Annotated in this window: 16 protein-coding genes; 8 read left to right on the top strand and 8 right to left on the bottom strand. The window is 73.2% G+C overall.

The genetic code is table 11. From position 1 onward, the window contains the following. The 5 genes from ABZZ04_RS05105 (at window position 1) to ABZZ04_RS05085 (ending at window position 6013) form a co-directional block, all read left to right on the top strand. On the top strand, window positions 1–3147 hold the full coding sequence (locus ABZZ04_RS05105) for a nitrate- and nitrite sensing domain-containing protein (protein WP_356930809.1): 3147 nt from the start codon (window positions 1–3) through the stop codon (window positions 3145–3147). Then, window positions 3144–3626, top strand: a complete 483-nt coding sequence (locus tag ABZZ04_RS05100; RefSeq protein WP_356930808.1) for a roadblock/LC7 domain-containing protein — start codon at window positions 3144–3146, stop codon at window positions 3624–3626. Before ABZZ04_RS05105 ends, ABZZ04_RS05100 begins: the two co-directional genes overlap by 4 nt. Then, entirely contained in the window at window positions 3623–4039 is a 417-nt protein-coding gene (locus ABZZ04_RS05095; protein ID WP_356930807.1) for a DUF742 domain-containing protein, read from the top strand. The genes ABZZ04_RS05100 and ABZZ04_RS05095 overlap by 4 nt, the downstream gene beginning before the upstream one ends. Beyond that, a complete protein-coding gene (locus ABZZ04_RS05090; RefSeq protein ID WP_356930806.1) occupies window positions 4020–4670 on the top strand; it encodes an ATP/GTP-binding protein in 651 nt (216 codons plus the stop codon). The genes ABZZ04_RS05095 and ABZZ04_RS05090 overlap by 20 nt, the downstream gene beginning before the upstream one ends. 104 nt (window positions 4671–4774) lie before the next feature. Then, entirely contained in the window at window positions 4775–6013 is a 1239-nt protein-coding gene (locus tag ABZZ04_RS05085) for a styrene monooxygenase/indole monooxygenase family protein (protein ID WP_356930805.1), read from the top strand. 109 nt (window positions 6014–6122) lie between these two features. Here the strand turns inward: ABZZ04_RS05085 and ABZZ04_RS05080 are convergent, their stop codons facing one another. From ABZZ04_RS05080 to ABZZ04_RS05060, 5 genes are all read right to left on the bottom strand, one after another. Next, window positions 6123–7298, bottom strand: a complete 1176-nt coding sequence (locus ABZZ04_RS05080; protein ID WP_356930804.1) for a C40 family peptidase — start codon at window positions 7296–7298, stop codon at window positions 6123–6125. 230 nt (window positions 7299–7528) lie between these two features. Further along, window positions 7529–10192: a PQQ-binding-like beta-propeller repeat protein gene (locus ABZZ04_RS05075; protein ID WP_356930803.1), complete on the bottom strand. Its 2664-nt coding sequence runs from the start codon at window positions 10190–10192 to the stop codon at window positions 7529–7531. Between the two features lie 137 nt (window positions 10193–10329). After that, window positions 10330–10596, bottom strand: coding sequence for a hypothetical protein (locus ABZZ04_RS05070; protein ID WP_356930802.1), 267 nt, complete (start codon window positions 10594–10596; stop codon window positions 10330–10332). Continuing rightward, window positions 10593–11369, bottom strand: a complete 777-nt coding sequence (locus ABZZ04_RS05065) for a TetR/AcrR family transcriptional regulator (protein ID WP_356930801.1) — start codon at window positions 11367–11369, stop codon at window positions 10593–10595. The genes ABZZ04_RS05070 and ABZZ04_RS05065 overlap by 4 nt, the downstream gene beginning before the upstream one ends. Window positions 11370–11412: 43 nt before the next feature. Further along, the gene (locus ABZZ04_RS05060; protein ID WP_356930800.1) at window positions 11413–11877 is read right to left on the bottom strand and encodes a MarR family transcriptional regulator; all 465 of its coding nucleotides are present in this window, start codon (window positions 11875–11877) and stop codon (window positions 11413–11415) included. 69 nt (window positions 11878–11946) lie between these two features. Here ABZZ04_RS05060 and ABZZ04_RS05055 point away from each other — a divergent pair, with 69 nt between their 5' ends. Beyond that, window positions 11947–12444: an SgcJ/EcaC family oxidoreductase gene (locus ABZZ04_RS05055; RefSeq protein ID WP_356930799.1), complete on the top strand. Its 498-nt coding sequence runs from the start codon at window positions 11947–11949 to the stop codon at window positions 12442–12444. A 77-nt stretch (window positions 12445–12521) separates the two neighbouring features. Here ABZZ04_RS05055 and ABZZ04_RS05050 read toward each other — a convergent pair whose 3' ends face one another. Further along, window positions 12522–13457, bottom strand: a complete 936-nt coding sequence (locus tag ABZZ04_RS05050) for a diiron oxygenase (RefSeq protein ID WP_356930798.1) — start codon at window positions 13455–13457, stop codon at window positions 12522–12524. Window positions 13458–13635: 178 nt separating this feature from the next. On the opposite strand from ABZZ04_RS05050, the gene ABZZ04_RS05045 reads away from it, so the two are divergent. Further along, entirely contained in the window at window positions 13636–14754 is a 1119-nt protein-coding gene (locus ABZZ04_RS05045) for a ferritin-like domain-containing protein (RefSeq protein ID WP_356930797.1), read from the top strand. Between the two features lie 147 nt (window positions 14755–14901). Continuing rightward, a complete protein-coding gene (locus tag ABZZ04_RS05040; protein WP_356930796.1) occupies window positions 14902–15798 on the top strand; it encodes an ADP-ribosylglycohydrolase family protein in 897 nt (298 codons plus the stop codon). 118 nt (window positions 15799–15916) lie between these two features. On the opposite strand, the gene ABZZ04_RS05035 is transcribed toward ABZZ04_RS05040, so the two are convergent. Continuing rightward, window positions 15917–17017: an amidase family protein gene (locus ABZZ04_RS05035; protein ID WP_356930795.1), complete on the bottom strand. Its 1101-nt coding sequence runs from the start codon at window positions 17015–17017 to the stop codon at window positions 15917–15919. 4 nt (window positions 17018–17021) lie between these two features. Further along, complete coding sequence (locus ABZZ04_RS05030) at window positions 17022–18479, bottom strand: penicillin-binding transpeptidase domain-containing protein (RefSeq protein ID WP_356930794.1); 1458 nt, start codon at window positions 18477–18479, stop codon at window positions 17022–17024. Window positions 18480–18512 lie beyond the last annotated feature (33 nt).

The following is an 18512-nucleotide window of genomic DNA, read 5'->3' as shown; positions in this document are numbered from 1 at the left end:
GTGCAGAAGAAGCGGCCTCGGAGCAAGGGCAGCAGGCACGGCGATTCCGGGGTCACGCCGCCGGAAGCCGCCGGGAGCGGGAGCACCAGGCGCCCCGTGCGGGTACGGAGCCGGCTGGTCGCCGGTGTCGCCGTCGTCGGCATCACCGTCATCGCCGCAGGCACCCCGGCGATCCTCACCGCCTCCTCCGTGCTGAACGATTCACAACGGCTGGTCACCCTCGCCGAGCTGAACCAGCAGGCCATCGCCCTCGCCCACGCCCTCGCGGACGAGCGCGACGAGCTCACCGCCCGTATCGCGGCGGGCCGGGACGAGAAGTCCGGCCCGGCGTCGGACGGCGGGGACGGCGACGGCAGCCGGAGCGCCCGGGTCGACCAGCGGGTCGACGAGATCAGGGACGCGGCCCCGGCCGCACTGCGCCGCGACCTCTCCACCATCCCCTCCCTGCGCCGTGACGCGCTCAGCGGCAAGGGCACGGCGCTGGACGCCCACCGGGCGTACTCCGAGGTCATCGCCAAACTCCACGACCTCGCCGACGAACTCGCCGAGAAGACCCCGCCGCGCGCGGCCGACGCCACCCGTGCCCCGCTCACCCTCGGGCAGGCCACCGAGCAGGCGTCCGCCACCAGGGGCCTGCTGATCGCCGCGCTCTCGGTGCCCAGGCCGGTCACCACCCCGCAGCTGGACCCGATCACCGGCCTGCCGGTCCAGCCCCAGGACGGGGGCGGCGACAAGAACGAGCGCGTCCGCGACGAGCTGAGCGCCGCCGCCCAGCAGTCCCGGGTCCGCGAACTCGCCGCGCTCGCGGACTTCGACCAGGTCGCGGGCTCCACCGCCCGCGACAAGCTGTCGTCCACCGTCACCGGGCCCGAGGTCAACAGCGCGGAGAAGTACCTCAACACCCTCACCGACCGCCCCGAGCTGTCGGAATCGGACCTGCGGACCAGCCGCAAGAAGGCCCAGGCCGCGCTCTCCGCCCGGGTCGACCGGATGCGGAGCGTCGAATCCGCCCTCGGCACCCAGCAGGTGCGGCGCCTGGAGCAGCTGCGCGACGACGACGTCACCGCGCTCGAACTGCGCATCGCGCTGCTCGGCGGCTGTCTGCTGATCGCGGTCGGGGTCTCCACGGCGGTGGCCCGCACCCTCACCCAGCCGCTCGCCGTCCTGCGGATCGGCGCCGCCCGCCTCGCCGCGGAGCCCGAGACCGCCGAGCCGATCCGCTACACCGGCCGCAACGACGAGTTCGCCCAGGTCGTACGGTCCCTCAACGGCCTGCACGGCAGGCTCCAGGGGCTCCTCCAGGAGTTCAACGGCCGCTTCGAGGAGCTGCGGACCGAGCGCGCCGAACTGGTCGCCGGGCGCGAGGCCCTCGACGTACAGCGGGCCGAGCTCCAGGCGCAGACCGCCGAGCTCACCGCCCAGCTGAAGCGGCTGGAGCACACGGTCCACCACACCTTCGTCAACCTCTCGCTGCGCACCCTCGGCCTCGTCGAGCGCCAACTCGGTGTCATCGAGAGCCTGGAGGAGCGGGAGCACGACCCGGAGCGGCTCGCGACCCTCTTCAAGCTCGACCACATGGCCACCGTCATGCGCAGGCACAGCGAGAACATGCTGGTCCTCGCGGGCGCCGAGCACAGCCACGGGCACGCGGGACCGATCCCGCTGGTCGACGTGGCGCGCGCGGCCGTGTCCGAGATCGAGCGGTACGAGCGGGTCACGATCCAGTCCCTGCCGCCGCACGCCCAGATCGCCGGTTTCGCCGCCGACGACCTCAGCCACCTCGTCGCCGAACTCCTGGAGAACGCGACCTCCTTCTCGCCGCCCGACTCCCACGTCCAGCTCTCCGGCTGGCTGCTGGAGAGCGGCGAGGTGATGCTCTCCGTCCAGGACGAGGGCATCGGGATGTCGCCCGAGCGGATGGCCGAGCTCAACGCCCGCCTCGGCGACCCCGCGCTGTTCGACCCGGGCGAGCAGGACGGCGAGGGCGCGCCGGAGGCCGGACTCGGGCTCCGGGTCGCCTCCCTGCTGGCCGCGCGCCACGGCGTACGGATCCAGCTGCGCGAACACAAGGGCAACGGGGTCACGGCCGTCGTCGTCCTGCCCGAGGCCCTGCTGCCGAAGGCGCCGCCGGCCGCCGCGCCGCCGCCGGTCCAGGTCCCCGGCGAGGCACCCGCGCTGAACCTGCCGGGCTCGGTCGCCGAGGCCAACTCCAACGCGCTGCCGGGAGGACGCGAGCCCGCCCGCTCCGGCGACCCGCTGATCGAGGCGGCCGAACGGGCGATCCGCGCGTCGGGCATCGACGGGCCAGGCGCCGCAGAGGCAGGCGCCGAAGAGACGGCTGCCGACGAGCCGGGCACCGACGAGACGAGCGCCGAAGGGACGAGCGCCGGAAAGCCGGACGCAGAGGGACCGGACGCAGCGGGACCGGGCGCCGAGGAGCAGGGCGCCGAAGCGGAGCCCGTGGCCGCCCCCGAGCCCACTCCCGCCCCCGGGCCTGCTCCCGAGTCCGAGTCCGAGACCACGATGCAGGTCCGGCTCCCGGTCGCCCCGGCGGCCGTTCCCGCCCCGGCGGACCCCGCGCCCGCTCCCGGGGCCGGTGCGCCCGACCCGTACGCCATCGGTCCCGACCGCCACGAGCGCACTGCGGACGAGGCCCCGGAACCGCACACCGCCCCGGCCCCCGAGCCGGTGCCCGCGCCGGCTCCCGCCCCCACGACCGTGGCCGAAGCCCTGCCCGGCCCCCGGCGGCCGGAACCGGAACCGGAGCAGCCGGGACCGGAGCAGGAGGAGGACCGGTCGCGGGCGACGGCCGAGCGCCTCACCGACAAGGGGCTGCCCAAGCGCACCCCCAAGATCGTCAAGCCCGCCACGGCACCCGCCGCCGAGCGCAAGGGAAACCTGGACAAGGAGGCGCTGCGCCGTCGGCTCGGCGGCTTCCACCAGGGCGCGAAGGACGGCCGCAGGGACGTCGAGGCGGAGATCGCCGAACTCACGGCGACCGGGTCGTTCCCGGTGGCCGCCGCACCCGGCGGGGGGCCCGCACACACCGGGCGCGGCGAGAGCGACCGCGGCACGACCGGCCGCGGAACTGTCCGAAACGACCAGACGGATGAGACGGGGGACACAGTCGAGGAGGCACACAGTTGACTGCGCCCAGCACGCTCGGGCTGAGTACCGAGGCCCGGAACCTTCACTGGCTGCTGAGCAATCTGGTGGAGGAGGTGCCAGGGGTCCACTCGGTCACCGTCGTCTCGTCCGACGGACTGATGCTGCTCTCCTCCGACCCCGGCCATCTGGTCACCCGGACCACCGGGGGCCCGCAGGACGGGCCCAGGGGCTCCAGCGCGGACCTCGCGACCGTCGTCTCCGGCATCGGCAGCCTCACCATCGGCGCCGCCGGACTGATGGACGGCGGCGGCGTCAAACAGACCATGGTCGCCATGGACGAGGGCAGCGTCTTCGTCATGTCGATCAGCGACGGATCGCTGCTCGGGGTGCACGCCACGCCGGACTGCGACATGAGCGTCATCGCGTACCACATGGCGCTCTTCGTCGGCCGGGCCGGACACGTACTCACCCCCGAACTCCGCAGCGAGCTGCGCAAGTCGATGGAGGGCGCCGAGTGAAGCCCGCCGCCGACCCCGCCCGCAGGCTCCCCGTCCGCGGTGCCGACCGCAGGCCCGCACGGGTCCGCCCGTACTCGCTCACCGGCGGCCGCACCCGCTTCGGCCACGTCCTGCTCGTCGAGACGTTCGTCGCCGCGCTCGAAGCGCCCGAGGAGCGCCGCGAACTGCCCCAGGGCAAGGGGGCGTCCGCCCGCCTCATGCCGGAACTGCGGGCCATCGTCGAACTCTGCCGCCGGATGCGTACCGTCGCGGAGATCTCGGCCCTGCTGAAGATGCCGCTCGGTGTGGTCCGGGTGCTGCTCAGCGACTTGGCCGACCAAGGAAAGATCCGCGTGTACGGGACCGGTCACGGCACCGGCCAGCCCGACCGCGCACTGCTCGAAAGGGTGCTCAATGGCCTCCGCCGTCTCTGAGTCGCCGCTCTTCTCCCCCCGCCGGCCGGGCACCGACAACCAGGCCGAGGAAGCGCCGCAGGCCTGGCAGCTGGACCACACCAGGGCCCCCGTCGCCACGAAGATCGTGGTCGCGGGCGGCTTCGGGGTGGGCAAGACGACCTTCGTCGGATCGGTCTCCGAGATCACCCCGCTGAAGACCGAAGCGCTGATGACGCAGGCCAGCGAGGAGACCGACGACCTCTCCGCCACGCCCGACAAGATCACCACGACCGTCGCGATGGACTTCGGCCGGCTCACGCTCGACGACGACCTCGTGCTGTACGTGTTCGGCACCCCCGGCCAGCAGCGCTTCTGGTTCATGTGGGACGACCTGGTGCGCGGTGCGATCGGTGCGGTGGTGCTCGCCGACACCCGGCGGCTCGCCGACTGCTTCCCCGCGCTCGACTACTTCGAGAGCTGCGGCCTGCCGTACATCGTCGCCGTCAACCACTTCGAGGGAACACCGGCGTTCGAGGAGGCGGACGTCAGGGAGGCCCTGACCGTACCGCCGCACGTACCCGTCGTGATCATGGACGCGCGCAACAGGATCACGGTCGTCGAGTCGCTGCTGGCCCTCGTCGGCCACGCCCTCGACGCCACCCCGGCCTGATCCGGCCCGGAGCCCGGCCGGGGCTCGCGGGGCCAGGGCCGGGCCCTTCGGCCCGCCCTCCGGCCCCCGCCCGGCTCGTACGCAACACGTAACGGAGAACCGCGATGCGGAGAATACTCATAGTCGGAGCCGGTCAGTCCGGGCTCCAGCTCGCCCTCGGACTGCAGTCCAAGGGCTACGAAGTCACCCTGATGTCCAACCGCACCGCCGACGAGATCCGGTCCGGCCGGGTCATGTCGACGCAGTGCATGTTCCACACGGCGCTCCAGCACGAGCGCGACTACCAGCTCAACTTCTGGGAGTCCCAGGCCCCGCGCATCGAGGGCCTCGGCGTCTCCGTCGCCGCGCCCGACTCCTCGCGCGCCGTCGACTGGGTCGGCAGGCTGGACGGCTTCGCGCAGTCCGTCGACCAGCGCGTGAAGATGGCCGGCTGGATGGAGACGTTCGCCCAGCGCGGCGGCCAGCTCGTCATCCACGGCGCGGCCGTCTCCGACCTGGACTACTTCTCCCGCACCTACGACCTGGTGCTGGTCTCCGCGGGCAAGGGCGAGCTGGTCTCCATGTTCGGCCGGGACGCGTCCCGTTCGCCGTTCGACGCCCCGCAGCGCGCCCTGGCCGTCGCGTACGTCCACGGCATGGGCCCGCGCCCGGAGCACCCGGAGTTCGACGCGGTCCGCTGCAACCTGGTCCCCGGCGTCGGCGAGCTGTTCGTGATGCCGACCCTGACCACGTCCGGCCGCGCCGACATCCTGTTCTGGGAAGGCGTCCCGGGCGGGCCGCTCGACGTCTTCCAGGGCATCAAGGACCCCTCCGAGCACCTCGCGAAGACGCTGGAGCTCATGGAGCGGTTCACGCCGTGGGAGTACGCCCGCGCCACCAAGGTCGAACTGACCGACGCCAACGGCACCCTGGCGGGCCGCTACGCGCCGACCGTCCGCAAGCCGATCGGCCGGCTGCCCGGCGGCGGCCTGGTGCTCGGCGTGGCCGACGTCGTCGTCGCCAACGACCCGATCACCGGCCAGGGCTCCAACTCCGCCTCCAAGTGCGCCAACGCGTACCTGGACGCGATCGTCGAGCACGGCGACCGGGAGTTCGACGCGGAGTGGATGCAGGCGACGTTCGACCGTTACTGGGAGACCGCGCAGCACGTCGTGAAGTGGACCAACGCGATGCTCGGCGTACCGCCGGAGCACGTGCTGAACCTGATCGGCGCCGCCGGTCAGTTCCAGCCGGTCGCCGACCGCTTCGCCAACGGCTTCAACGACCCGGCGGACTTCGAGAACTTCTTCTTCGAACCGGAGAAGGCCGGCGCGTACCTCGCCGAGGTGTCGGGCGCCGCGTAGACGCCCGGACGGCGCGACGGGGCCGGGCCGGGTCGGGGACACCGACGGGCCCGGCCCCGTCGCCGTTCCCCTGCCACGTGCGGGCCGTTCCCGGACCCGCGCCCGCGGGCTACCGCCCCGGCGCCGACGACGAGCCGTACCCCGTGTCCGAGCCGGAGGAGGCGCCCGACGGGAGCGCCGGCAGGCGGTACGAGGACAGCGAAGCGCCCTGCGGGTCGGGCCGCACGGCACCGAGCAGCGGGTTCGACGCCATCGGCGAGACCTTCACCCGCGAGCCCGGCCGGGGCGCCTGCACCACCAGACCGTTGCCGATGTACAGCGCCACGTGGGTGGCCTTCGGAAAGTAGATCACCAGGTCGCCCGGGCGCAGCGCGTTCAGCGGCACCTTCCGCAACTGCCGCCACTGCTCCTGCGAGGTCCGCGGAATGACCAGGCCCGCCCGCGCCCACGCCTGCGAGGTGAGCCCCGAGCAGTCGAACGAGTCCGGCCCCTCCGCGCCCCACACGTACGGCTTGCCGATCTGGCCGATCGCGTACGCCACCGCCTCGGCGCCCGCCCCGGACGGCCGCCTCGTCGAGGAAAGCGCCCCCGAGGCGGCCAGGGCGCCCTGGGCCTTCGCCGTGCCCTCCTGTTCGAGCCGGGACAGCTCGGCGAGCTGTGTGCCGGAGAGCGTGGACAGCATCTTCTCCACCGCCCGCAGCCGCGTCCGGACCGTGTCCCGCTGCTTCTTCTGCCGCGCGGCCAGGACCCGCTGCCGGTCGAGCACCTTGCGGGACTCGGTCGCCAGGTCGTCGGCGCGCTTCTCGGCGGCGGTGAGCCGCTTCGTGGTCGCCGCCCGCCCGGCGGCCGCCCGCCGGATCATGTGCTCCTGGTCCAGGAGGTGTTCGGGGTCGGGGGACAGCAGGAGCCGCATGTACGTGGAGAAGTCGGACCGCCCCTGGTACTGCTCCCGCGCCAGTTGCCCGGCCGCGTCGCGGCTGTCGGCCAGCGCGGTACGGGCGGCGACGAGCGCGGTGTCGAGCTTCTTCGCCTCTGCGGTGCGCTTCTTCAGCTCCGCCGCGGTCCCGTTGTACGTCTCGGTGGCCTCCTCGGCCTGCTGGTACAGCTTCCGCAGGTCGGTCAGGAGCAGGGAGACGCTCCTGCCCGCGGTCGCGGGGGAGCCGGGCGACCCGGCCGTGTCACCCGCGACGGGGTCCGGGGCCCCGGGCGCGGCCACCGCCGGCGAGGTCACGACGAGGGCCGCCAGGGTCGCGGTGCAGACCGTACGCAGGACTCCGGCCGACACGACATCACCTCCGGTGACGGGGCAGTCGCGGAACTACCCCATGAGTGAGCGCAACGGGTCAATACGGTCACTCGGTGCCGGGAGATGCAAGAACCGCGCGTGCGGCGGTGGACGGGTTCGCCCGGAAGGCGGCGGGGTCGGTGCGCCGCCCGGGTTCCGGGCCCCTTCGTCCGGAGCGGCCGCCGGGACGCGCCGCTTTGGACGAAGGGATCGGAACCCGGGCCCCGGGCTCAGTCGACGGGCAGCGCGTAGAACATCCGGTCGCGCTGCACGACGACCAGCCGTCCGGTCGGCAGCACCCGGTACGGGGCGGTGACCGCGGGGCCCTTCGGGTCCTGGACCCCGATGTCCTGGAACTTCCACAGCCGTCGCCCGTCCTGCGCCGCGAACGCGGTGACCTGGGACCTGTCCGAGGCGAGCAGCGTCCTGCCGGTCGTGCTGAGCGAGACGGCGGGCGCGGAGGTGCCGGGCAGCACCTCCGTGGAGCGTCGCCAGCGCAGCCGCCCGGTCTCCCGCTCGACCGCCCCCACCTCCTGGGAGCGGTTGGCGGTGTGGAGCAGAGCCCCGCCGGCGACCGGGGTCCCGAACGGGCTGCCGGTGCCGTTCAGTGTCCACTTCGGCTTGCCGGACGGGGTCTCGAACGCCAGGAGGTCGTCGCCCACCGCCGCGTACAGCAGCCCCTGTTCATCGCCCGAGGCCGCCCCGTCCGGTGCGACGGAGCCGAGGGACCTGCTCCACAGCTGCTTGCCGGTCTTCCGGTCGAAGCACCGGAAGACGGCCTTCCCCTTGGCGGCGCGCACGTCGCCGGGGGCGAGCGTGTCCTGGGTCTGGCGCACGACGATGTCGTTCTCCCGGAGCGCGATCAGCCGGTGGACGGGGGCCCCGCCGCGTCCGTTGGGCACGGGGGCCCGCCACAGCTCCTTGCGCCGCGCGATGTCGTAGGCGAAGAGGTACGACTTGACGACCTGCTTGTCCTTGCCGCGCTTCTTGCCCTTCTTCGGCGGCGGGGCCTTGACGGTGACCTTGTGGGAGCCGGTGAACCAGACCACCGGGTCGGCCGAGCCGACGATCTCCGACACCGTGAGCCCCGGCGCCCCGGCGAACAGGTCCGCGTGGGCCTCCCGGTGCGTGACCTCGCCGTTCTTCGCCGAGAGCCACAGGAACTCGGACGGACCGATGACGAAACAGATGGAATCCCCGGCGGTGACGGCCGCCTTCCCCCGGGCCGCGTCCGCGTTCTCCCAGGCACGGCGGCCGGTCCGCAGGTCGACGGCGGTCGCCCCGTTCTCCCCGGTCAGCACCAGCAGCCGGTCGTTCCAGAGGGTGGCGGTGAGCGGCGCGGGCAGGGACTCCGGGTGGGTGTATATCCAGCGGGGGGACGGCGGCAGCCCGGCGAGGCGGGGAGCGCTGCGCTTCGGCGCGGGCTTGGGGTCGTCCGTCGACCCGTCGTCGCCCAGCGCGAGCACACCGCCCCCGCCGACGAGCAGCCCCGCGGCCCCGGCCGCGAGCCCGACGAGCAGCCCGCGCCGGCCGGGCGCGGCCTCGACGGACCGCCGGGCGGGGGCGGCGGACCCGGCGGGCACCGGGAGCGGGGGCGCGGCCGACGGGACGGCGGCGGGCGGGAGCGCCGCGGGAAGCGCGGGGACGGGACCGGCGGGCAGAGCGGGAAGGGCGGGAACGGCGGGAACGAGTTCCGTGCCGGGGCCGGACCCGGCCCCGGAGCCTGCCGGCAGGGCCGGGGTGGAGGCCGGCTGCGGGGCGGTGAGCTCGGGCGGGACGGACAGCTGGGTGGTCGGACGGTCGGTCCTCGGGGCGCGCCGTCCGATGCCGCTGAGCTGGGTGGTCCGGGTGTCCCCGACGAGGGAGGAGGACCCGGCGGCCTCGGCCCCTGCCCCGTCGGCCGTTCCCTCGGCCGTTCCCTCGTCCGGGGTGTCTGCCGGGGCCTCGGTACGGTCCTCCGCCGGGTCCTCCGCCGGGGCCGCGAGCGGCAGGCCCGACGCCGTCGACTCCCGTACCCGCGCCTCCTGTTCCGCCAGCGCCGCGACCAGCCGCTCCGGCAGCCAGCCGTCCTTCGTGAGTTCCGCGACCCCCTCCGGGGCCAGCTCCGCCGCCACCGTCTCCGCGCTCGGCCGGTCGGCCGGGTCCTTCGCCAGACAGCGAGCGATCGGATCGCGCAACTCCTCGGGAACCGCGCCCAGTTCGGGGTCCGTGCGGGCGATGCGCTCGGCCCCCTCGGCGGCCGGACCGTCGGCGAGCGGAGTGGTACCGGTCGCCGCGTACGCCAGCAGCAGGCCCAGTACGAAGAGGTCGGAGGCCGGGCCGGGCTCCTCGCCCTCGACCTGCTCGGGGGTGAGGTAGCCGAGCCGTACGGACAACTGCCCGCCGGGCCGGGCCTCGGCGGAGGCCGCGGCGCCCAGGGGGCCGAACGCGGTGAGCCGCGGCCCGTCCTCGGCCAGCAGCACCGTCCGGGGGGCCAGGCCCTGGAGCACGGCACCGGTGGCGTGCACCCGGGCGAGGGTCTCGGCGATGCCCGCGCCCAGCGTCCGCACGGCGTGCTCGGGAAGCGGCCCCGTGAGACCGATCGCCTCGGAGAGCGCCACCGCGGGCACATAGGGTCCGGCCGTCCACGGCAGCTCGGAGTCCGTGGCGTCGGCCGGGACGTCCGGCCGGGGCCCGTCGCCGGCCAGCCGCTCCTCGGTACGGGCCTCCGCCTGGAAACGGCGCCGGAAGGCGGGCAGCGAGGCGAGTTCGGGACGGGCCGCGGTGATCACCACGGGGTCGTCGGCCGCCGGGTCGTGCGCGAGGTACCGCACGGCGCTCGCGGTCTCGCGCAACCGTGCAAGCACGGTGTACGGACCGAAGCGGCGTGGATCGTCCTGACGCGGCGCCTCCATGGCGCATCCCCCCTAGGGTTTTCCGTTTGGATCAGGCCGGATCCGAACGAAAGACCCTCGCTGACCGTGCCCGAGCACCAGAGCGTCGATCTTAGAACGTCCGGAAACCGGCGCGGGGCCCCGCACCCGCCGCGCTCTCAGTGCGGTTTGGACCAGGGCCACTTGGGGGTGTTCCGTACCCGCCCCTCGGGGACGTACTCGTACACCCAGCCGCGCGGGATGCCCAGCCGCTTGGAATGACCGGCCGGTGCGCGACGGTAGGCGTACACGGTCGGGGGACCGTCGTCGGCGGCCGGGACCGGGACCTCGTACCACTTGGGCGGGTGGCCGGTCGCACCCACCAGGACGGGCAGCACCCGCCCGTCCAGGGGGCCACCGGTGAAGGGGGTGTTCTCGCTTCTCACCGCCCCAGTCTGACCGATCGCTCCGTGGACAGCAGATGGCCCGCCCCGTCGGCCACCGCGACCAGCCGCTCCGCCAGCCGCCCGGCCGGGCCCTCGGCGTTCTCCAGCGGAAGCAGCGCCTCCAGCACCGACGCGGTCTGCGGGTCCGTCGCGGCCGTGACGGTCAGCAGCGCGAGCAGCTGGTCGACCAGCCAGCCGCGCAGCTCGGCCGCGGCGGGCTGCTTCCCCTCGTCCAGCCAGATCAGGGACGCGGCCTCGACCGCCGCGATCCAGGTGCGCACCATCATCCGGAGCCTGGGGCCGGGCGCGGTCCCGGCGCCCGCGCCGAACCTGCCCAGGTGCAGCAGGATCTGCTCGGCCGCCGCGCGCCGCACCTCGTCGACGATCGCCGTCGTGCGGGAGGTCCCGACGACGCTGCCGCCGCGCAGCAACGCGCTGAACCCGGTGTCGTGTTCGTCGACGAAGGCGAGGTAGCGGTCGAGCACCCGCGACACCCGCTCGGTGGGCGGCCCCACCGGCGGCTCGGCGAAGCACAGGATCAGCTCGTCCGAGGCGGACCGCAGCGCCGCCTCGTACAACTGCTGCCGCCCGCCGGGGAAGTAGCGGTAGACGAGCGGCCGGGACACCCCGGCGACCGTGGCGACCTCGTCGAGCGAGACCTCGTCGGGGGCCCGGTGGGCGAAGAGGGTGAGGGCCGCGCCGAGAAGCTGGGCGCGGCGCTCCTCGACGCTGAGCCTTCGGTACGCGCGGGTCGGAGGCACGGCGGCAGTCATGCCCGAAAGCCTAACGACCGGGGGAGCGACGGGGCGCTGACCGTCACGGCTGCTCCCCGAGCGCGCGGGTCGCCTCCCGCTGTATGTGCGCGGAACGGTCGAGGAACCCGAGGATCACGGCGAGCTCCGCGTCCGAGTACTCCGCGTACAGCTCGGCGAGATGGGCGGCGAAGGGGGTGAAGAGCGGGGCGAACCGGGCCTCGATGCCCGGGTCGATCTCGATGTTGACCCGTCTGCCGTCCTGCGGGTCCTTCACCCTGCGGGCGAACCCCTTGCGCTCCAGCCTGTCGACCAGCCCGGTGACGGAGGCCGGTGCCAGGCCGGTGAACTCCCCCAGCTCGCCCGCGCTGAGCGCGCCCGACCGCTGGAGCAGGTCGAGCGTCTTCTCCTCGACCGAGCTGAGCCCCATCCGGGTGCTGATCGCCGCGTGGTACATGACGGCCGCGTTGCTGTGCACCCGCCCTGCCTCCCCGAGCCGGGCGAGGAGTTCTTCCCTTGACGTTCCCATGAGCGCTCCATATATTTAGTTCGGCCGAACGAAATAATAGCAGAGGCGTGACGGGGGAGAGGGAAGCGCATGGACACCCGGGAGACCGAGATCCGCGAGCTCTTCGCGGAGTACTGCAGGACCTGGACGGAGGCGGACTCCGCCGGATTCGGGCGGCTGTTCACCGAGGATGCCGACTACGTGTCCTACGACGGGAGCTGGGCGGCCGGCTCCGCGAAGCTGGAGGACAACCACGACAAGCTGTTCCGCGGCGTGATCGCCGGGTCGGCGATGGTCGGGGAGATCGAGTCCCTGCGCTTCGTCACCGACTCCGTGGCCGTGCTGGTGGGCAACGGATCGGTCCTCATGCCCTGGCGCGACAGGCTGCCGAAGCGGCGGCTGTCGCGCCAGGTCATCGTCTGCGTCCGGACGCCGCGGGGCTGGCGGATAGCGGCGATCCAGAACGGGCGGCAGCGGCCGGTGGCCATTCCGGAGCCGGGCTCGATGCCGTCGAGGATGTCGCAGGGCATGACGCGGCTCGCGCAGCGCTTCGGCATGGGCCGGGCGCGGGAGGTCACCCTGCCGTGAGCGGGCCCGGGGCGAGGGTGAAGCCGGTGCCGGAAGCGGGGCCGAGAGTGGGGTGGGGGCCGCCGGGGGCGGGCGGCTCAGGCCAGGAGGCCGGACTTCTTCCACATCCTGCGCCCCACCCCGTTGAGCACTCCGATGTCGTCGAAGAAGTCCGTCAGCCGCTTCGCTCCGGTCTGCATGACCTCCGCCCGGTGGCCGCTCGCCTTCACCTGGGCGACGGCCTCGTGCCGGTTCAGGCCGACGTTCTCGTACACCTGCGGGTTGATGAAGCAGACGGAGAAGACACGGGCCGCCTCGCCGCAGCTCAGCCGGGTCAGCCGGCGCTCCCAGGCGGGGGCGGTCACCATCTGCCGGCGCAGTTCCTCGCGGGCGTACCGGACGTGCCGGGCCTCCTCGACCACATGGATGCGGGTCACGCCGCGCACCAGCGTCTGGACCCGCTCGTCCGGGAACGTCAGCCGCTGCATCCAGTCGAGGATCTCCTCGCCGAGCAGCGTCGCGGCGAACGAACCGGGCGTGGTGGAGATGGTCTTCAGCACGCGCGCGAGGTTGTGGTAGACGCGCGGCACGGGGTAGTCGGGTGTCCCGCCCCACTTGATCATGCGGCCGAACATCATCGAGTGCCGGCACTCGTCGGCTATCTCGGTGAGCGCGTAGCGGACGTGGTTGCTGGTCACCGGGCGGTCGTAGATGTGCCGGACCAGCAGCTGCATGAGGATGATCTCGAACCAGATGCCCAGCGAGGCCAGTGACGCCGCCTCGTGCCGGGAGAGGTCGATCCGCTGTTCCTCGGACATCTTCCGCCACAGCGGGGTGTCGTAGAGGGAGACGAGCTCGGGCGGCCAGAACCACTTGCCCTCCTCGGCCGCCGAGGCCCAGTCGAGCTCCTTGTCCGGGTCGAAGGAGTGCTTGGCCGAGGATTCGAGCAGTCGCTCGGCGACCTGCTCCCGGTCCCGGAGCGGGCCGAGTGCGTCGCGCAGCAGCTGGATGTCGCGTTCGGACACGGTGGTCATGGCTGGAGGCACCTCGCGCGTGGGTTACCGGGGGTCACTCCTTATGAGACGCCCCGTCAGTAAGGCCGTCAATCCCTTGGGCGCGACTTGTTGACCGGGTGTCTACCAACGTGTGAACCTGCCAACTGACGCAAGCGCCACGGGAATTGTCGGAACATGCCAGGCGAAGGAGCCGTCCGTGTCGACACATGACCTCTACACCACTGCCCCCGAAGCACCGACGTGGCAGGTGCCGGCCTCCGGCGTCGCCCGCTTCACCTGGGACTACGACGACGGCCGGGACCGCCTGCTCGCCCTCTACCAGAAGGGCAAGGACAAGCAGTGGGACGGCAACAAGCGCATCGACTGGTCCCTGGAGGTCGATCCCGTCGATCCGCTCGGCACCCCCGACGAGGCCCTCACCCTGTACGGCACCCCGTACTGGGCGAAGATGACCGAGAAGGACCGGGGCGAGCTGCGCAAGCACTACGCCTCCTGGCAGTTCAGCCAGTTCCTCCACGGTGAGCAGGGCGCCATGGTGTGCGCGGCCAGGATCGTGGAGGCCGTCCCCGACCTGGACGCGAAGTTCTACTCCGCGACCCAGACCATGGACGAGGCCCGGCACGCCGAGATCTACGGCCGGTTCCTGCACGAGAAGATCGGGATGCTCTACCCGATCAACGACAACCTCCAGGGGCTGCTCGGCGACACCCTGCGCGACTCCCGCTGGGACATGCCCTACCTCGGCATGCAGGTCCTCATAGAAGGGCTCGCCCTGGCCGCGTTCGGCATGATCCGCGACACGACGAACAAGCCGCTGCCCAAGCAGATACTCGCGTACGTCATGCAGGACGAGGCCCGGCACGTCGCGTTCGGACGGATGGCACTGCGCGACTACTACAAGCAGCTGAGCGACGCCGAACTGCGCGAGCGCGAGGACTTCGTCATCGAGGGCTGCTACCTGATGCGGGACCGGCTCAGCGGGGTCGAGGTGCTGGAGAACTTCGGCATCGGCAAGCAGGAGGCCAAGGACCTCTCCGAGCACTCGGAGTTCCTGCAGCTCTTCCGGAAGCTGCTGTTCAGCCGGATAGTGCCGTGCGTCAAGGACATCGGCCTGTGGGGCGAACGGCTCCAGAAGGCATACGTCGACATGGGCGTCTTCGAACTCGGCGACTCCACCCTGGACCTGTTGATGGCCCAGGACGAGGAGATGGCCGAACAGCTCGACCGGGACCGCTTCGCGGCGGAGGAACGGGCCAGGGTCGCCGAGGTCGAGGAGGCGATAACCCGGGGCGGTTCCGGCACGCCGGGGGATTGACGACGCGTCGGCCGCCCGGGGGCGAGGAGCCGCCCGGCACGAACGGTTGCCCGGAGACACCCCGGCGGTGCGACGGAACGGGGCGTCTTTGCGGGACGACGGGGCAAACGGATGTACGCCGTCGGCCGGGGCGGGGAGGATGACCGCATGACGCCATTGCCCCCGCCCCCTGCCGCAGACCCCGCAGCCGCCCGCCGCAGCCTGGAAGCGCTGGCCCTGGGCGACGCGTTCGGCGAGCGCTGGTTCCCCCTCTTCCGTGAGCCCCGCCGGGCGTTCAACGAGATCAAGGCGCGCCGCACCCCCGAGGAACCCGACTGGCACTGGACCGACGACACCGCGCTGGCCCGCGCCCTGCTGCGGTCCCTGGAGGAGCACGGCCGGGTCGAGCAGGACCGTCTCGCGCTCTGCTTCGCCCTCACCTACGAGGCCGATCAGGCCCGCGGCTACGGACACGGCATGCACATGCTGCTGCCCCAACTGCTGGCCGCACCGGCCGACTGGCGCACCCTGGCGCCCGGACTCTTCGAGGGCGGCAGCCTCGGCAACGGCGCGGCGATGCGGGTCGCGCCGCTCGGCGCGTACTTCCACCAGGACGTCGGGTTCGTCGCCGAGCAGGCGACGCTGCAGGCCACCGTCACCCACGCCCACCCGGAGGGGATCGCGGGCGCGGTGGCGGTCGCGGTCGCGGCGGCGCTGACCGTCCGCGGCGAGTTCACCCTGGCCGCGGTCGCCGACCGGACCCCCGAGGGGCTCGTGCACGACGGGCTGCGCCGGGCCGTCGACGTCCCCTTCACCACCGAGCCGTGGAAGGCGGCCGACCTGCTGGGCAACGGGCAGCGCGTCCGCGCCGACGACACGGTCCCGTTCGCCCTGTGGACCGCGGCCCGGCACCCGGGCGACCTGGAGGCGGCGCTCTGGGCGACGGCCGAGGGCCTCGGCGACGTCGACACGACCTGCGCCATCACCGGCGGCGTCGTGGGCGCGGCCACCGGAACCGACGGGGCGCCCGAACCGTGGCTGCGGCGCCGCGAGCCGCTGAACTGAACGGGAACGGTGGCGGACGGCCCGGCTCCGCCCGCCACCCACCACCTGCCGCCCGCCACAAGGCCACCACCGCCGACAGGAGCACCATCGGGGCCGGGCCGGGCCGGGCCGGGTCAAGTCAGGTCAGGCCAGGTCGGATCAGATCAGGTCGCGGTCGTACGGCGGGCAGGGCGCTCTCCACCGCACCGGCCGCCGCGAGCAGCGCGACGTCCGCCCCGCGCTCCGCGACCAGTTGCAGCCCGACCGGGCAGCCGTCCGCCGTGAAGCCCGCGGGAACACTGGCGGCCGGATGCCCACTGAGGTTGAACGCCCAGGTCAGCGCGGTCGAGTAGAGCTCGCCCGGACCGTCGTGCCCATGCGGGCGGTTGGGCGTGGTCGGGGTGAGCAGCAGCGGGGCGCGGGCGAACAGCGCGTCGAGCCGGAGGTCGTTCTCGCGCCGGACCTCCGCGGCGGCGGGGGACTCCTCCCCGCCCCGGACCGCCGACCACGCCCCGCAGGGGTCGAGCAGCTCGCACGCACCGCCCACGAGCCGCACCACCCCGGCCGCCACCAGCCGTTCCACCGCGCGCCGCACCACCGCGGCGACCTCCGGATCGACCTCGGCGTACCCCAGGTCCGGGCTGAGGACGGCCGGCACGGGAAGGACCGGCGGCACCGGCTCGTACTCGTCCAGGACGGTGCGCAGATACCTTCCGGCCCCGGCCGCCGACCGGGCCAGCACCCCGGCGGACGCCAGTCCGGAACGGTCGGGGGAGGGCAGCAGGCCGTTCGTCGTCTTCAGGCCGAACACCCCGCACCACGCGGCCGGAATCCGTACCGACCCCGCCCCGTCGCTGCCGGTCGCCAGCTCCACCAGGTCCGCCGCGACCGCGGCCGCCGAGCCCGCCGACGAGCCGCCCGGGGTGCGGTCGGGGCGCCACGGGTTGACCGTACGGCCGTGGGCGCCCAGCCCCCAGGTCTGCCAGGGCGTGCCGGGGCCGGGCACCGAGGTCGAGCCGACCGGGACACCACCGGCCGCGATCAGCCGCCGGGCCGCGTACGACCGGATGCCCGAGCGCCCCTTGACCGCGAACGGCAGACCGGCCAGGGGCAGTCGGCGGGCCGGTCCGGCGTCGGCGAGCGCCCGCTCGTGCCACACCTCGACGAACGCGCACAGTCGCGGGTCCGTCCGGTCGATCCGCTCCAGCGTCCGGCGCACCTCGTCCGTCGCATCGCTCATCCGGTCAGTCTCGCAGGGCCGCCCTCATGACGGAACGCGCGATCGGGGCCGCGCTGCCGCCGCCGCTGATGTCGGCCCGCCGCGCCGCCGCGTCCTCGACGACCACGGCGACCGCGACGGCCGGCTGCGCCGAACCGGGCGCCTGCGCCCAGGAGATGAACCAGGCGTACGGCGTGCCCGTGTTGTCGACGCCGTGCTGCGCGGTGCCGGTCTTGCCGCCGACGGTCACCCCGTCGATCGCCGCGTTGGACCCGGTGCCGTTCTCCACGACGTCCACCATCATCTCGCGCAGCTGCATCGCCGTCCGCGGGTTCATCGCCCGTTGGTAGGTGCGCGACCCGTTCTGACGGACGGTCGCCCCGCCCCGGGTGGTCGTACGGTCCACCAGGTACGGGTACTTGAGGTCGCCGCCGTTCGCCACGGCGGACGCCACCATCGCCATCTGGAGGGGGGTCGCCGTCGTGTCGAACTGCCCGATCGAGGACAGCGCGAGCTGGTCCTCGGACATCCGGGTGTCGAAATTGCTCTTCGCCACCCCCGGGGGGATCTTGAGCCCGGTGTCGTTGAAGCCGAACTTCTCCACCGCCTCCACCATGTCCGCCAGCCCGACCCGCACCCCCAGGTCCGCCATCACGGTGTTGCAGGAGATCCGGATCGCCTCGGCGAGCGACGCCTGCTCGCAGCCCCGGGACTCGTTGGGCAGCGTCGTCGTCGTACCCGGCAGCACGTACGGGGACGGGGTGTCGGTCTCCGCGTGGGGATCGGTGACGACCCCCGCGTCGAGCGCCGCCGCGGCCGTCACGATCTTGAAGGTGGAACCCGGCGGATAGGTCTGCCGGATCGCCCGGTTGAGCATCGGCCGGCTCTCCGCCCCGTTCAGCCGCCGCCAGGCGTCGGTGACGGACGAACCGGTGCCCGAGAGCAGCCCGGGATCGTACGAGGGGGTCGAGACCAGCGCCAGGACGCGCCCCGTCGCCGGCTCCAGGGCGGCGACCGCGCCCCGTCGCCCGCCGAGCCCGTCGTAGGCGGCGCGCTGCACGGCGTCCTCGACAGTTGTGACGACGTTGCCGCCGGGCTGCTGGGCGCGGGTGATGTCGTTCCACAGCGGGAACGGGGCGAGCATCGGATCGGTGCCGGAGAGGACGTCGTCCTCGGTGTACTCGAGCAGGGAGGTGCCGTACGTCTGCGAGGCGTAGCCCGTCACGGGGGCGTACAGCGGACCGTTCCGGTACGTGCGTTCGTACCTGAGCTGCTCGCCGGTGTCCTCGGACCCCGTGACGGACCTGCCGTCCACCAGGATGTTCCCGCGCGGCTGGCCGTAACGGGTGATCGTCAGACGGCGGTTGGCGGGGTTGTGGTCCAGGCTGTCGGCGTCGATGACCTGGATGCGGGCGGCGTTCAGGAGCAGTGCCACGAGCAGCAGCAGACAGAGCGCGGCGGCGCGGCGGATGCAGCGGATCACGACCGGGCCTCCGGTGCTCGGGGCGGGCACGGG

Source organism: Streptomyces sp. NPDC006435 (genome assembly GCF_040612315.1).
GTDB lineage: Bacteria > Actinomycetota > Actinomycetes > Streptomycetales > Streptomycetaceae > Streptomyces.
Note: the sequence above shows the minus strand (reverse complement) of the source record. Positions and strands in the feature narration are given on the sequence as shown.